Source organism: Butyrivibrio hungatei, from assembly GCF_001858005.1.
Lineage (GTDB): Bacteria > Bacillota > Clostridia > Lachnospirales > Lachnospiraceae > Butyrivibrio > Butyrivibrio hungatei.
In genome coordinates this window covers 630,001-644,684 of the sequence record NZ_CP017831.1, presented here as the reverse complement: position 1 = coordinate 644,684, position 14,684 = coordinate 630,001, and the positions used below count along the sequence as shown (strand labels likewise).

The window sequence follows — 14,684 nt, the reverse complement described above, 5'->3', positions numbered from 1 at the left end:
ATGTTACCAGCAACAGTTTTGTGGTAGTATATATTTAGCTTGGCAAAAAAGCTAACAAAGAAGTGGAGAATAACAAATGTCCAAGATAAGCTTTATTATCCCGATCTATAATACATCTAAATACTTAGATAAATGCGTGGAGTCTGTCTTAGATCAGACTCTTTCAGATATAGAGATAATCCTCGTTGATGATGGCTCTACAGATGGCATATGTCCAAAGATGTGCGACGACTACGCTGCCAAAGATTCCCGCGTAAGAGTGATTCACAAGGAAAATGGTGGTCTCATGTCAGCCTGGATCTGTGGTTCCAAAGCCGCTACTTCAGATTATCTATGTTACGTTGACAGTGACGACTGGGTAGATACTGAAATGGCGGAATCTCTCTATGCTCTCACCGACAGTTCTTTTGCCACATCAGAAATCATCTCAAGTAATTATATTGTTGAAAAAAACAACGAAAGAAGAAAAGAAACCCAGACACTTAAACCTGGCGTATATTTCAGACAGGACCTCGATAAGATCTGTGAAGGTCTCCTTGGTGCAGAGATCCGCCCTGTGACTATGTCAAGATGCATGAAGCTCATATCAAAAGAGCTGCTCCTTAACAATCTAAAGTACTGCAACACAGCCATTTCCATGAGCGAAGACGTAAATATTACTCTCCCATGCCTTTGCGACTGTCAGCGCCTCGTAATAGCAGAAGGAAGCTACTTCTATCACTACAGACTTGTAGGTGAATCCATAGTTCACAACTATAATCCAAAGCTTCTTCCAAACCTTGAGCTCACAGACAAGACCTTTAGAGAGATCCTTGCAGATAAAAAAGTTGACGGCTACGAAGCACAGATGGATAGAGAGTTCATCATCATGCTCCTTGTAATCCTCAAAAACGAGCTTCGCTGCCCTGATAAAGACACTGCCGCCCGCGTCAAAAAGCTCTTCTTAAGACCTGATATCAGAAAAAAAGTGACATCCACCAAAGTAGATGTCACCTCAAAAGCTAATAAATTGTTATATTACTGCATTAAGCATCCAAACCCTGTAGTAGTAGCCGTAACAAAAGCTATCATCACAGCTTACGACCGAAAGACCAACTAACAAAGGTCTTTCGGCTTTTTTATTTATCTGAGCCAAAAACTTTTTCTTTTAACTTCTTACCAGTAGGTGTTCCGGCAAGCCCGCCAACTGCAGTCTCCTTAAGCGCCGGTACCATAGCATCTCCAACTTCCTTCATGGCATCAAGGCACTCATCCACAGGAATCTTGGCTTTTATCCCTGCAAGAGCCATATCTGCGCTAGAAAAAGCTATCATAAGGCCTGACACATTTCTCTTGATACAAGGAATTTCCACAAGTCCAGCCACAGGGTCACACACAAGTCCCATCTGGCTTGATATTGCAATAGCACAAGCATCTGCACACTCTGAAGGTGTTCCACCCATAAGCTCCACAAGAGCTGCTGCCGCCATAGCTGCTGCGCTTCCGCACTCAGCCTGACATCCGCCATTTGCTCCAGCGATACTTGCCCTGTTTGCGATCACCATTCCAAAGGCTCCTGCTGTGAAAAGTGACATGATAACGTCATTTTTGTCATATCCCCTGTCCTCATACAAAGTGACAAGGCATCCTGGCAGAATGCCGCAGCTTCCTGCTGTAGGAGTTGCAACGATCTTGCCCATGGAAGCGTTACATCCGGCAACAGAAAGAGCCCTTCCCATTGCTTTGGTCATAAGCTCACCGCTAAGTCCGCCGCCAGTTCTTTTCACATAGTCATTCATAAGAAAGCCCTCACCGCCAGTAAGTCCTGACATAGAGCTCTGTTCCTTCTTAGATCCTGCTTTTACAGACTCCACCATAATGTCAAAGTCTGTAGCCATCTTATCAAAAAGCTTGGAAGGCTCTTTTTCCATGGCCTTTGCCTGGTCTTCCAGCACAAGCTCGCTTATTTTAATATTTCTTTTCTCAGCTTCGCTCACAAGCTCAGCAATAGTCTCATATCTTAGCATATATCCAATTAAATCCTTCTGATCAAGATAGCATTTGTGACATGTTCGATCTGTCTGATATCGTCCACCAGTGTCTCCTGTGGCTGATTGTCGATCTCAATAGTCATGATGGCATCTCCGCCCTTCTCCTGTCTGGAAAGATGGAAATTCGAGATATTAAGATCTGCATGTTCCCAGTGCATAAGGTTAGTAACTGCTGCAATTACGCCAGGTTTATCCTCATGCATTACAAGTAACGTATTGTTATCACCATTAAACTCAACAGACATGCCATTGATCTGATTTACAAGGATATTACCTCCACCAATGCTGGCTCCCTGCATGACTCCCTCGGTGCCATCTGTAAGATAATAATGGATCTTGGCAGTATTAGGATGCGCTCCCTTTATATCCTCTTTGAAAAAAGAGTATTCGATGCCTCTTTCAGCTGCGATGGTAAGAGCATCTCTGATCTCAGGAGAATAGCTCTTGTAACCCATGATACCAGCAAGGAGAGCTCTATCCGTGCCATGTCCTTTGTAGGTTCTGGCAAAAGAGCCTGAGAGCACGATCTCAACCTTTTTTAGCTGCCTGTCATCTATTAACTTATTAACTACTCGGCCCAGTCTCACAGCTCCCGCTGTATGCGAACTTGAAGGTCCGATCATTACTGGTCCGATTATGTCAAAAACATTCATCCGATAAAAACCTTTTTCAATTATTTTGCCAAAGATGAAAGTGGTGTGTAGTCAAATCTCACGTACTTGCTTGTGTCTGCAACTCTGTTGTTGTAGTCTTCCTCAGTTACGTTTTCCCACTCTTCTCCATCATATGTGATAAACCAAGGCTGAGCCTCATTTTCATAGCCATCATACTTGGTTCCCCACTGAAGAGTCATCTCTGTAGTATTGTAATCAAGATTGTAAACCATGCTTCCGCTCTCAGCTGCGCCGCCAGAATACTCATTAACAATAAATGCGTTATCATATACAAAATATCTGTTTCGGGCTGATCCGCTGACTACAAGCTGTGGCTGTCTGTTAACTACTGTATAGATATCATAGACAACGCCCTTAAAGTCGCCTTCTGCAATCTCTCCAACGAAGAGTTCGTCTACACCGTCAAGATTTACATCAAGATAAGCAAATCCAATTCTATCACCTGCACTACCTTCTGAAAAGGTAGCAACTTCATAAAACTGAGGGCTCATCTTTTCCTCTTCAAGCTTATTTGCATCCCATCCTTCTGATACAGCCTTTACATACTTATCAAGTACGTCTCCGTAGAGGTCTTCACCGTGTATTCCGGCTCCAGCTTTATATGTTGCGCCATTAACTGCCTGAATTGTATTACAGATATCTTTTTCTGCATCTGCGATTCTCTTATAATCCTCAGGCATAGAATAGGATTTATTAAAATCCCACTGAACCTCTGAAGGATAACCTACAACCACGTCGTAGTCCTTGCCATCAGCAGAAACAAGCTCGCCGATCTTGATCTGAGGTCCTCCTGCGTAATCAGGAGTAACTTCTCTTACCCAGACATAAAACTCAAGTCCGCCATAGCCAGCATCCTCGCCTTCCTTGTAGATAACTGATAATCTGTCAGGCTCATTTTCAACTCTACAAATTCCGTCAAACTCTGAAGGAATCGTCATCTCTATAAAATCATTAGCAAAAGAATTACCTTCTACCTGGGCTTCATTTTGAGCCTCCAAAGATTCTTTTTCCGTACTATTTCCATCTGCACTTGTACCACCAGACGTTCCGCAGGCAGTTGTCAAAACAGTTATCAGCGCTAAAATGATCCAGCTATTCTTTTTCATTTTATCTTCTCCTCATTTAAATTCATGTTTTCCAATATAGTACTATTATACGTTTAAAATGTACCCGTGACAAAAATTAGCGTTACCATTCACAGTTTTGGGGTAGCCGCTGGCTGGTTCACTGGGGCCACGCCCTACCTCTGCCTAGTCCAGCTAAGTGGGGCCGCCAGCCTAAAGTTTATTTTTGTTCATCCTTTGGATTTTTATGTTCATGGCATTGTATTTCTTACTTTAAATTCTTTGAAACAAACTCGCCTTTGATTGCCATTTTTTGCATGTAAAGTTTTGGGTTTGAACGATTTCAAAAAAACGCCATTTTCTTGTGCTCATAAGCAGCTTTTGAAGCGCATGCGGTTTGCGTTTAGCAAGAGCATGCGTATTAAAACAAAAGCTGCATGAGCACATAGAAAAGTATCGTTTTTTTTGATGAGGGCAAAACAAAACTTTACAGCAAAAATGGCATCAAAGACTCAGACAGTGTTTCAAAAACAGAATTTAAAGTAAGAAATATAACGCTCATGAACATAGAAAAATCCTCAGAGATTCACAAAAACAAACTTTGGGCTGGTGGCCCCACTTAGCTGAACTAGGCAGAGGCAGGGCGCGGCCCCAGTGAACCAGCCAGCGGCTACCCCCAAACTGTGAATGGTAACAAATTAGCAATTTATATCAACCAGGTAACAAGTTGTGGTTAGTGGATAACGCCATGATACTGTATATTTTATTAAAAGCAAAAAACTACTGACTTTGGGAGGCTAACATGAAAATAAAAACTCTTTTATCAGGTGCTCTGATAGTCACGCTCCTTGCAGGATGTGCAAGCTCTGCTGTGACAAATACTGATCCAAGTACAAACGTAAGCGCTACTGAAAGTACAAATATAGAAGAAAGCGCCAACGATGTCTTAGCTGCAGAAGCTTCAAGTTCAGAGGAATCTGCTGATGTGCAGACAGAGTACACTGACTATGCTCCATTAAAAGACCTATGCAGCGATTACTTCACTCTCGGCGTGGGCATAAATGGAAGCAGTCTTGAAAATCAAACATTAAACATCCCACATTACATGGAAATGTGCGAGTATCACTTTAACAGCTGCACCATGACAAACCTTATGAAGAGCTGCTACATTCTCGACCAGTTCGGCTCTCAGGCAAATCTCAAAGATGGAAATGAAGAACCTGCTCTTAACTTTGCTTCCATTGACCCTACTTTGAAATGGTGCCAGGAAAACGGCATGAAGATGCGCGGTCACACCCTTGTATGGCATACACAAGCTCCAAACTGGTTCTTTAGAGAAGGCTATACAGACGAAGGCGAATATGTGGATAAAGACACTATGCTCCTTAGAATGGAAAGCTATATTAAGCAGCTGGTAACTCACGTTCAGGAAGAATATCCTGGTGTTGTTTATTGCTGGGACGTTGTAAATGAAGCTGTAGAGCCAGATGCCTGCGATCCAGACAGCTTCTTTAAATGCAGAGTAAAGACCGGAGACGAGCCAAACCCATGGTACGAGACCATAGGCGAAGACTATGTTGAGATGGCATTTACCTACGCCAGAAAATACGTAACTGACGGAGCAAAGCTCTTTTACAATGATTACAACACCTATCAGGAGCCAAAGACAGAAGGAATCTACGCTCTATGCAGTCGCCTTAAAGAAAAAGGACTCATTGATGGTATTGGAATGCAGGGCTATTGGGGAATTGACTATCCCAAGGACGAAGCTATCAAAAAAGCCATCGAGAAATTTTCAGAGCTTGACCTTGAGATCCACGTAACTGAGCTTTCCATCGGAATTGACAACGAAACCGACGCTCTTATTGAAAAACAGGGTGAAAGATACGGCGAAGTATTTAAGCTTCTCCACGATATGGATAAAGAAGCTGGCGGCCCAGCAAACATCACGAACGTAACATTATTTGGACTTGTAGACCACTACAGAGAAGGAGATTCAACCAATACACGAATCTTTGATATGAACTACGAGCCTAAGCCTGCTTATTTCAAGATAAAAGAGGCTATGGAGAACTACTGATTTTTTTACATAAAGAAATGCCTAAGCAGTGGATGTTATCCTTCCTACTTAGGCATTTTCTTATAAGTTCTTTTCTTTTACCATTTTAAGAGGCCTTAATGACGCCAGTTCATATTCATTAAATGAATATAGCTCTTCTCTGCTGACCCACTTAAAGTCAATAGTTTCTCCTTTTTGAAGTACCACGCTATCTTTTTTTGCATCAGTTTCACAGAAATAAATCACATAAAGAGACCTGTTTTCATCTTGTACAACTCTTCCAATCTCTTCTATTTTCCCTGTGATACCTGTTTCTTCTGAAAGCTCTCTTTTAGCGGCGCCTAAAGGTTCCTCACCTTTAAAAGCTGACCCACCTGCTGTAAACTCCCATTGTCCGCCATGCATTTTCTTAAAATCACGCTGCATCATAAGATAAGTGCCATCAACATGCTTAACCGCTATATCTACAACAAGATGATACTGTCCCTCAGGAATCCCCTCGCCTCTTACAAGAGTCTCACCAGGTATCTTTGTAAAATCTCTATTATAAGCATCCCAAAGCTCTATTCCCTTTATGTGCTCTTTGATATATTTGTCTGCTGCCTTTAAGATATTTCTGACTCCATCATATTCAAGAGTCTTAAGCGCATCCTCAAGATTAAGAACCTTGATAGACCTAACTTCATCAGGCCTTACAATACAAGGCTCTTCATCTAGATACTCAGCAAGAAAATATACGATCTGCCTTGTAACATCAGGTCTCTCATTTGGCACATATTCATCAACCATCCTAAAATTCTGGATAAGGTCAAGCTCAAGTCCTGTCTCTTCCTTTATCTCACGGATTGCTGTCTGTTCCTCATTTTCACCCTCTTCAACATGTCCCTTGGGAAGGCTATGAAATCCTGAATCTTCCTCGACTATCACGTAAAAGATCTGTTCTCTTCGTATAGTAAAAACAATTGCCCCGCATGACTTCTCTATCATGTAACCACCTCATTATTCAGTCATCTCTAATTAGTTTAAGTGTCAAATTTCAATTATTTTACCAACCTGTAACTGTTCAAGCTTGTCCCCAAGAATATCTTTAAGAATATGATAAGCTCTATTCATGGTGCAATGACCAGTACAAACGTAATCAATACCAGTGCTGATTATACCCTCAGCAAGAGTCTTTACCTCCTCTTCTGATTTATTGTATAAATGGAAACCTCCAATAAGTCCATAGATATGCTTGTCAGGAAATGTTTCTTTCACTTCGTTTATGATATTAACAGCTCCGCCATGAGAACAGCTGTTAATGATCACAAGCCCCTTATCAGTATCAATTACAACGCTCTGTTCATGTGAAAAATCATCTGGCTTCCAGCCCTTCTTTGTACGAACATACATCATTTCTCTTTTTCCAATGGCTTCCAATCCTGGAGTCTTGTGAGGAATAAGATAAACACCTTCACAAAGCTTGTAATCACCTGATACGAATTTGAGTCTGTCGGGATTTCTCTTGATGATATGCTTTGGAAGACCTATATAAAAGTGGAAAATAAATTTCTTGTGGTAACAGTTCTCTGCTGCTGATTCTCTTAAATAAAAATTAGCTTTATCATTGTGATCAAAGAAATACTGAAGTCCGTTAGAATGATCATAATGAGCATGACTGATAGCGCCATAGTCTACATCTGCAATATTAAGTCCAAGCTTTTCCATATTCTCAGCAAAAAGATTAGACGCACCAGTATCTATAAGTACATTATTTTCACCAACTTTTGCATGTATGCAAAATCCCCATTCTCCCTGCAGATCTTCATTTGAAATATTATCAACAACTACTGTAAGTTTCGTCTCCATAACTTTCCCCTCGTTTATTTTTCATACACCATCAGCATATCACAATATGTTCCAGTTTTACTAGCAAGCAAAAAGGTACTATATATTTCTTTTCACACATATGATAACGTCATATTAGAAGTACTTCTATTTTGATATGAGAATAAAAAAGGAGAATACTAATGAAAAAGAATATACGTACCGTTTTATTGGGAGAACTTTTGCTTTTTATTGCAGTTTTTTTGATCAGCACACTTGGATCCAACTTTGGTTTTTCAGTTATGGCATGGTTTTTTGACTTGCCTTCGCTGCTAGTTATTATACTTACACTGATTCCCGGTCTCATCATCATAGGAGAGTGGAAAGATTTCTTAAAGTCTTTCTCTGTAGGAATAAAAGAATACAGGCTCCTTGAGTTAAAAAATATCATTGAAGCAGTAGGTGCTGCTCAGAAACTTGTTGTCTTTGGATCTCTGTTTGCTATCATAATATCAGCAATACTCGTTTTGGGAAATATCTCCAAGCCAGAAACAATTGGACCTAGCCTTGCTATCTGCTTCCTTGCAGGCTTTTATGCAGTTATTATAGAGTTCTTTCTTCTCCCTCTTAAGCTTAATGCTGAGCGCAAAATGAATGAAGAAATGGATATGGAAAATGACTGATTCTGGAATCACAAAAGCACAATATCTGAATATCGCCCGTAATTTGGGGCTTACCACAAGGGAACTCGAACTCGGCTACCTAAAAGTAGCCGGGTTTTCCAATCGTAGAATCGCTTATATGCTCGGCATTTCAGAGCAGACAGTCAAAAATCATTTCACACACATTTATGAAAAAGCCTGGGTACCAGGAAAAAAGGAATTTATAGAACTTTTTAGACAGGATGGATAAAATCTTATGCAAAAAGCTAATAAAAAAAGCATTATCGGACTCATCATATTTAGTTGCTTCCTGATTATTGCCGCCACATGTGGAAAAATACTCAGCAGATTTGTTTACGAAGACCATCTTGATGAGCCGCTTATCACAGTTGATGACAGTGAGATAACTTTAAGAGAATTTGGATATTACATATATTTAGTTGAAGAGTTTGTTCAAGATCAGGCTCTTTTGTATGATCCTGAGAACCCAAAGCATTGGTGGAATACTCATTTTTCCGCAGGTTTGGATTCTCAGTTTGTTTGCGACTATGCCAAGAAGTACGCTGTAAACAGCTGTATATCAGACGAGATTTATTATAAAAAAGCTCTTTCTGATGGTGTTGTACTAAGTAGTGAGGAAGAAAAACAAGCTATAGCCGAAGCTGAGATGATCTTAAACAGCATGAATGGTTATCAGCTTGCTAAGACAGGTGTAGATAAAAATATCCTTATCAACATGAGAATAAAACAAACTATCGCAAGGAAATACTCCAACAATCTTGCAAAAGTCCTGAACTTCACTGGATACGCTGATCCTCCGGAAAAGCTAATGAACTGGGATGGAGCATATTATCAGGAAAACATTTTACCGGGACATTCAGTTATTACCAATGATAAAGTTTTGGATAAAATAATGCTTGGAACTATAACCGTAAATTATCAGTAAGCAGTTTATTCTTTGTACACCCTTTTCTATGTAATTTCCTACAGAATAAAAAAATCGCAAACCTAGATCAAACTAAGTTTGCGACTAAACTCATTAATGCCGGCGACCGGGATCGAACTTTTAGTAATCTCGCGAATCCGCAGAGAAAGGGGCTTCGCCGGCCTTGCCTTTCTTTTGTACACTAAACATATTATTCATAGTAATCCTCAACTTCTTTTCAGCAAATCAATGAAATCTGCCATATCCATCTCCCCAATTTCCTGTTTATCCTGTTCAGCGTCACGCTGTCTGACAGAGACAAGACGGTTATCCTTTTCTTTTTCCCCGACAATTATCATGTAAGGAACCTTCTGCATTCTTGCTTCGCGAATCTTAAAGCCAAGCTTTTCATCACGATCATCTAGTTCTGCACGTATTCCCTCTTCATAGAGCTTTGCCATGATTTCTTTTGCATAATCAAGGTATTTATCAGATACTGGCAACACCTTAACCTGCACAGGTGAAAGCCAGACAGGAAATTTACCGGCATAGTGTTCTATCAATATACCCATGAAACGATCTATTGAGCCAAACACAACTCTATGAAGCATGATTGGGCGATGCTCCTTACCATCTTCGCCTATGTACTCAAGATCAAATCTCTGCGGAAGCTGGAAATCAAGCTGTATTGTTCCGCACTGCCATGTTCTTCCAATAGAATCCTTCACATGGAAATCAAGCTTAGGCCCGTAGAATGCGCCATCACCTTCATTTATCTTATATGGTTTTCCCATTCCCTCTACTGCTACCTTAAGTGACTCTGTTGCCAACTGCCAGTCTTCATCACTTCCGATGGAATTCTCTGGTCTTGTAGAAAGCTCTATCTCATATGGAAAGCCGAACTTAGAATAAACTTCATCTATAAGCCTCATTACACCCTGAATCTCAGAAAGAACCTGGTCTTCGCGCATAAAGATATGTGCATCATCCTGTGTAAAGCATCTTGCGCGCATGAGTCCGTGCAGTGTACCGGACTTCTCTGCTCTGTGGACAATTCCAAGTTCTCCGCATCTGATTGGAAACTCCCTGTATGAATGAGGCTTAGACTTATAGACCAGCATTCCTCCCGGGCAGTTCATCGGCTTAATGGCATAATCCATATCATCCACGCTTGTTACATACATGTTATCTCTGTAATGAACCCAATGGCCTGACTTTTCCCAAAGCGCCTTTGTCAGCATTATAGGTGTGGATATTTCCTGATATCCCTCGCGAACATGTATTTTTCTCCAATAGTCAATCAGAAGATTTTTAAGTACAAGTCCCTTGGGGAAGTAGAAGGGAAGTCCTGGCCCTTCATCCATCAGCGCAAACAGTTCAAGTTCTTTTCCCAGCACTCTGTGATCTCTTGCCTTAGCCTCTTCAAGCTGGTGAAGATGATCATCCATCAAAGATGCCTTAGGAAAAGAGATTCCGTAAATTCTTGTAAGCATCTTATTGTGCTCATCTCCTCGCCAGTATGCCCCTGCTACCGATAGAAGCTTAACCGCCTTAATGTGACTTACATTGACGATATGTGGACCTGCACAGAATTCCGCATAATCTCCCTGTTTGTAAAAAGAAATCACTTCACCTTCAGGAAGTTCTCTTATCATCTCAAGTTTGAATGGTTCGTCCGCCTTTTCCATATATGAGATGGCATCCTTCTTTGACATCTCATATACCTGTAACGATAAGGATTCCTTGATAATCCTTCGCATTTCATCTTCTATTGCGCCCAGGTTATCTTCATTAAAAGAAAAACCAAAATCAAAATCATAGTAGAAACCATTTTCAATTGCAGGTCCTATGGTGCACTTTGCCTGCGGATAAAGACGCTTTACAGCCTGTGCCAGGACATGAGCACTTGTATGCCAAAAAGCTTTCTTTCCATAATTGTCATCAAAAGACACCTCCATCACCTGACCATCTCTTTGTAATACTTTCATAATGTGTTGCTCCTTTCTAGAATAGATTATTAGTATCTGCAACAACATAAGAAATAGTGTTTTTCAAACTAAAAAAGCACCCAAAAGATCCTTTGATCTTAAGGGTGCATGATGCACGGTTCCACCTTAACTTTTCACTTCAGATTCTAACAAATCCTATCCTTTGACGCAGGCATACGGTAACGCTTACTGATGTTCAGCATTACAGCTCAGGAATGGTTTTCGTCTGTCATTCTTCTTAATTTTCTGTATCAAGCAATCTCTTCAATTCTTCTATATTTGGCAATGCTTTCCTCAGCTCTTCTGACATATCCCTTGATGTTTTGTATGTTGCAACACCCATAGGCTTTGAATAATCCTGTATAACATAATCCACAAATGACTTATTCATATCCTTACACAAAATAAGACCAATGGCAGGATTCTCATGCGTTTTCTTCTCAAAGCCATCCAGCACACTCAGATATCCCTGAAGTTGTCCTAAATATGAAGTTTTAAACTTTCCTCTTTTAAGTTCTACTGCAACCAAGCAGTTCAATTCTCTATTAAAGAAAAGCAAATCGATATATTGATCTTCTCCGAATGCATCCAGGTGATACTGACTACTAACGAATGCAAAATCCTTTCCAAAAGTAAGAATGAAATTCTTTACATTGTTAACAATTGAGTTCTCAACAACCTTCTCATCTATGTCTGCCGCATCACGAACATCTATCTCCTCCACGTTGATGAAATCCAAAAGGTATTCGTCCTTAAATGTATTAATCGCTTTAAAAGCCTGAAGCGATGGGTTCACAGCTTTTGAAAAATTATTTGACAATCTTCCTTGATGTAAATAATCATCTTCCGCTATGCTCTGCTTGAGTTGTTCTACCGAAAGATGCTCTGTAGCACACCTTTTTATATAAAAAATTCTTTTCTCATATTCTTTCACCTTAGAAATAATCAGAATGTGATTGGTAAAACTGATTGCCAAAAACTCTTCAATAGGAAAGCCCTCTAATTTTGGCAGTTGTGACTGCCAAATTGCCAGTTCACACTCATATTCAAATTTGGCAGTTGCAACTGCCAAATTGTCGTTGTTCATTTTATCGTTGTCTAGAACAGTCCACTCCTCATAGAAAGTACGCATATTTCTGATATTTCTAGCAGAAAAGCCTCTAAGTCCTGGTAATTCTCTCGTAAGTTGTTCACTAATATTATCAATTGCGCCCTGTCCCCAAAATCCATTACGAGAATTTAGCGATATGTATTTCCCTATTCCATAATATAGCATTAGTTGTTTCTCATTTACTGACCTTGCAGCTTCATATTGACTCTGAAGTATTGCAGTTTTAATGAGATCTACAGCATCTCTGTATCTTTGATCCATAATTACTTACTGATTCTCCTTATTTATATTCTTGAAAAATATATTATTTTGATTATAATATAACCAACGGTTATTAAATAATACATAACCAATGGTTATTTGTCAACATAGAAATGAGGTGTCTATGGAATTCAAAGCTGAAAGACTAATAAGACTACGTGAACAATTAGGTATAAACAAAGCTGAAGCAGCCAGAAAGCTCAATATGTCTGCAATGGGCTATGGACGTTATGAAAATGGACAGAGGGAGCCTTCTTTCCAAACAGTATGTTACATTGCATCAACTTTCAACACTACTTCTGACTATCTTTATGGTTTGACTGATGATCCATCGCCAAGTACAATAACGATTTCTTCATCTGAAGATCCGGAAATCTTTTCATTTGTTAATTCAATGCAAAAAGATAAGGATCTGGAAAAAAGACTATTAGCGTATTTTAAAAAAATAACTCAGTCAGAAAATAAACAAAAAAAAGAGAAGCAATAGCTTCTCTTTTTTAATGCCGGCGACCGGGATCGAACCGGTACGGGTATTACTACCCACGGGATTTTAAGTCCCGGGCGTCTGCCAATTCCGCCACGCCGGCATTCTACCATATTTAATTGGTAAAAAATTCGCGATATGCCTAGACATATCGCGAGTGGGGCCTACAGGGCTCGAACCTGTGACCCTCTGCTTGTAAGGCAGATGCTCTCCCAGCTGAGCTAAGACCCCTAATTTAAATAACTGGGTAATGATTTCAATACAGAAACCTAGTGGAGATTCAGGGACTTGAACCCGGGACCGACCGGTTATGAGCCGGTTGCTCTAACCAACTGAGCTAAATCTCCTGAGTGACTCCGACGAGAATCGAACTCGTGTTACCGCCGTGAAAGGGCGATGTCTTGACCGCTTGACCACGGAGCCGTATCAGACCGTAGTAACAGTCTTTTTTTAGCTCCCCCTGTCGGACTCGAACCAACGACACTTCGGTTAACAGCCGAATGCTCTACCGACTGAGCTAAGGAGGATTATTAAAGATACTATATATACAAAATGCCATGCTACTGCATGGTCCTTTTGCTTTGTACCTTCAAAACCGAACACTGATATCTAAATCCATTTTCCTATACTTGCGTTTTGGATAAGCCCTCGACCTATTAGTACACATCAGCTGAACACGTTACCGTGCTTACACCTTGTGCCTATCTAACCTCGTACTCTCCAAGGGGTCTTACTGCCGAAGCAGGGATATCTCATCTTGAGGGGGGCTTCACGCTTAGATGCCTTCAGCGTTTATCCCTTCCGGACGTGGCTACCCAGCCTTATGCATCTGGCGATGCAGCTGATACACCAGCGGTCCGTCCATCCCGGTCCTCTCGTACTAAGGACAGCTCCTCTCAGATATCCTACGCCCGCGCCGGATAGGGACCGAACTGTCTCACGACGTTCTGAACCCAGCTCGCGTACCGCTTTAATGGGCGAACAGCCCAACCCTTGGGACCTGCTACAGCCCCAGGATGCGATGAGCCGACATCGAGGTGCCAAACCACTCCGTCGATGTGAACTCTTGGGAGTGATAAGCCTGTTATCCCCAGGGTAGCTTTTATCCGTTGAGCGATGGCAATCCCACTTTCATACCACCGGATCACTAAGTCCTACTTTCGTATCTGTTCCACCCGTCGGTGTCACAGTCAGGCTCCCTTCTGCCTTTGCACTCTGCGAATGGTTTCCGTCCATTCTGAAGGAACCTTTGAGCGCCTCCGATACCCTTTCGGAGGCGACCGCCCCAGTCAAACTCCCCGGCAGACATTGTCCCCGGACCTGTTTCAAGATCCTTGGTTAGAAGCCCAGCATCATAAGGGTGGTATCCCAACAGCGACTCCGTAGCAACTGACGTCACTACTTCTTAGTCTCCCACCTATCCTGTACATATGGTACCGGACCCCAGTATCAACCTGGAGTAAAGCTCCATGGGGTCTTTCCGTCCTGGCGCGGGTAACCAGCATCTTCACTGGTACTTCAATTTCACCGGGTGCATTGCCGAGACAGTGCTCAAATCATTACGCCTTTCGTGCGGGTCGGAACTTACCCGACAAGGAATTTCGCTACCTTAGGACCGTT

The 14,684-nt window shown here is 41.2% G+C and carries 13 protein-coding genes, 5 tRNA genes and 1 rRNA gene (1 of these 19 running past the window's edge); 6 read left to right on the top strand and 13 right to left on the bottom strand.

Annotated elements, in window-relative coordinates; all coding sequences use genetic code 11:
- Nucleotides 1-76 precede the first annotated feature (76 nt).
- Nucleotides 77-1,099, top strand: coding sequence for a glycosyltransferase family 2 protein (locus bhn_RS03410; protein ID WP_071175370.1), 1,023 nt, complete (start codon nt 77-79; stop codon nt 1,097-1,099).
- A gap of 19 nt (nt 1,100-1,118) precedes the next feature.
- On the opposite strand, the gene sdaAA is transcribed toward bhn_RS03410, so the two are convergent.
- Genes sdaAA through bhn_RS03395 form a run of 3 tightly spaced genes read right to left on the bottom strand, consistent with a single transcriptional unit; the run spans nt 1,119 to nt 3,810 of the window.
- Nucleotides 1,119-2,006 (bottom strand): L-serine ammonia-lyase, iron-sulfur-dependent, subunit alpha, encoded by an 888-nt coding sequence (gene sdaAA / locus bhn_RS03405; RefSeq protein ID WP_071175369.1) that lies wholly within the window; start codon nt 2,004-2,006, stop codon nt 1,119-1,121.
- Nucleotides 2,007-2,014: 8 nt separating this feature from the next.
- Nucleotides 2,015-2,683, bottom strand: a complete 669-nt coding sequence (gene sdaAB / locus bhn_RS03400) for an L-serine ammonia-lyase, iron-sulfur-dependent subunit beta (protein WP_071175368.1) — start codon at nt 2,681-2,683, stop codon at nt 2,015-2,017.
- Between the two features lie 20 nt (nt 2,684-2,703).
- The gene (locus bhn_RS03395) at nt 2,704-3,810 is read right to left on the bottom strand and encodes a hypothetical protein (RefSeq protein ID WP_071175367.1); all 1,107 of its coding nucleotides are present in this window, start codon (nt 3,808-3,810) and stop codon (nt 2,704-2,706) included.
- 760 nt (nt 3,811-4,570) lie between these two features.
- On the opposite strand from bhn_RS03395, the gene bhn_RS03390 reads away from it, so the two are divergent.
- Nucleotides 4,571-5,848: an endo-1,4-beta-xylanase gene (locus bhn_RS03390; protein ID WP_071175366.1), complete on the top strand. Its 1,278-nt coding sequence runs from the start codon at nt 4,571-4,573 to the stop codon at nt 5,846-5,848.
- A 60-nt stretch (nt 5,849-5,908) separates the two neighbouring features.
- Here the strand turns inward: bhn_RS03390 and bhn_RS15905 are convergent, their stop codons facing one another.
- Nucleotides 5,909-6,814: an NUDIX domain-containing protein gene (locus tag bhn_RS15905; RefSeq protein WP_236845959.1), complete on the bottom strand. Its 906-nt coding sequence runs from the start codon at nt 6,812-6,814 to the stop codon at nt 5,909-5,911.
- Nucleotides 6,815-6,856: 42 nt separating this feature from the next.
- A complete protein-coding gene (locus tag bhn_RS03380) occupies nt 6,857-7,675 on the bottom strand; it encodes an MBL fold metallo-hydrolase (RefSeq protein WP_071175365.1) in 819 nt (272 codons plus the stop codon).
- A gap of 161 nt (nt 7,676-7,836) precedes the next feature.
- Here bhn_RS03380 and bhn_RS03375 point away from each other — a divergent pair, with 161 nt between their 5' ends.
- From bhn_RS03375 to bhn_RS03365, 3 genes are read left to right on the top strand one after another with little or no spacing between them, the layout of a single operon-like run.
- The gene (locus bhn_RS03375) at nt 7,837-8,316 is read left to right on the top strand and encodes a hypothetical protein (RefSeq protein WP_071175364.1); all 480 of its coding nucleotides are present in this window, start codon (nt 7,837-7,839) and stop codon (nt 8,314-8,316) included.
- Nucleotides 8,309-8,545 carry a helix-turn-helix transcriptional regulator gene (locus tag bhn_RS03370; RefSeq protein WP_071175363.1) on the top strand — a complete coding sequence of 79 codons (237 nt, stop codon included), beginning with the start codon at nt 8,309-8,311 and terminating at the stop codon, nt 8,543-8,545. The genes bhn_RS03375 and bhn_RS03370 overlap by 8 nt, the downstream gene beginning before the upstream one ends.
- A 6-nt stretch (nt 8,546-8,551) precedes the next feature.
- On the top strand, nt 8,552-9,241 hold the full coding sequence (locus bhn_RS03365; protein ID WP_071175362.1) for a hypothetical protein: 690 nt from the start codon (nt 8,552-8,554) through the stop codon (nt 9,239-9,241).
- 206 nt (nt 9,242-9,447) lie between these two features.
- Here bhn_RS03365 and thrS read toward each other — a convergent pair whose 3' ends face one another.
- Both thrS and bhn_RS03355 read right to left on the bottom strand, forming a co-directional pair.
- The gene (gene thrS / locus bhn_RS03360; RefSeq protein ID WP_071175361.1) at nt 9,448-11,208 is read right to left on the bottom strand and encodes a threonine--tRNA ligase; all 1,761 of its coding nucleotides are present in this window, start codon (nt 11,206-11,208) and stop codon (nt 9,448-9,450) included.
- Nucleotides 11,209-11,446: 238 nt separating this feature from the next.
- The gene (locus bhn_RS03355) at nt 11,447-12,580 is read right to left on the bottom strand and encodes a PDDEXK nuclease domain-containing protein (protein WP_071175360.1); all 1,134 of its coding nucleotides are present in this window, start codon (nt 12,578-12,580) and stop codon (nt 11,447-11,449) included.
- A gap of 124 nt (nt 12,581-12,704) precedes the next feature.
- Here bhn_RS03355 and bhn_RS03350 point away from each other — a divergent pair, with 124 nt between their 5' ends.
- Complete coding sequence (locus bhn_RS03350; protein ID WP_071175359.1) at nt 12,705-13,067, top strand: helix-turn-helix domain-containing protein; 363 nt, start codon at nt 12,705-12,707, stop codon at nt 13,065-13,067.
- A 14-nt stretch (nt 13,068-13,081) separates the two neighbouring features.
- Here bhn_RS03350 and bhn_RS03345 read toward each other — a convergent pair.
- The 6 genes from bhn_RS03345 to bhn_RS03320 form a co-directional block, all read right to left on the bottom strand.
- Nucleotides 13,082-13,167: transfer RNA gene (locus tag bhn_RS03345), tRNA-Leu, on the bottom strand.
- A 55-nt stretch (nt 13,168-13,222) separates the two neighbouring features.
- Nucleotides 13,223-13,295, bottom strand: a tRNA-Val gene (locus bhn_RS03340).
- A gap of 42 nt (nt 13,296-13,337) precedes the next feature.
- A tRNA-Ile gene (locus bhn_RS03335) sits at nt 13,338-13,411 on the bottom strand.
- Between the two features lie 4 nt (nt 13,412-13,415).
- Nucleotides 13,416-13,487 (bottom strand) — tRNA-Glu (locus tag bhn_RS03330).
- A 31-nt stretch (nt 13,488-13,518) separates the two neighbouring features.
- Nucleotides 13,519-13,591, bottom strand: a tRNA-Asn gene (locus bhn_RS03325).
- Nucleotides 13,592-13,700: 109 nt separating this feature from the next.
- Nucleotides 13,701-14,684: ribosomal RNA gene (locus tag bhn_RS03320) — 23S ribosomal RNA — on the bottom strand (it continues 1,878 nt past the right edge of the window).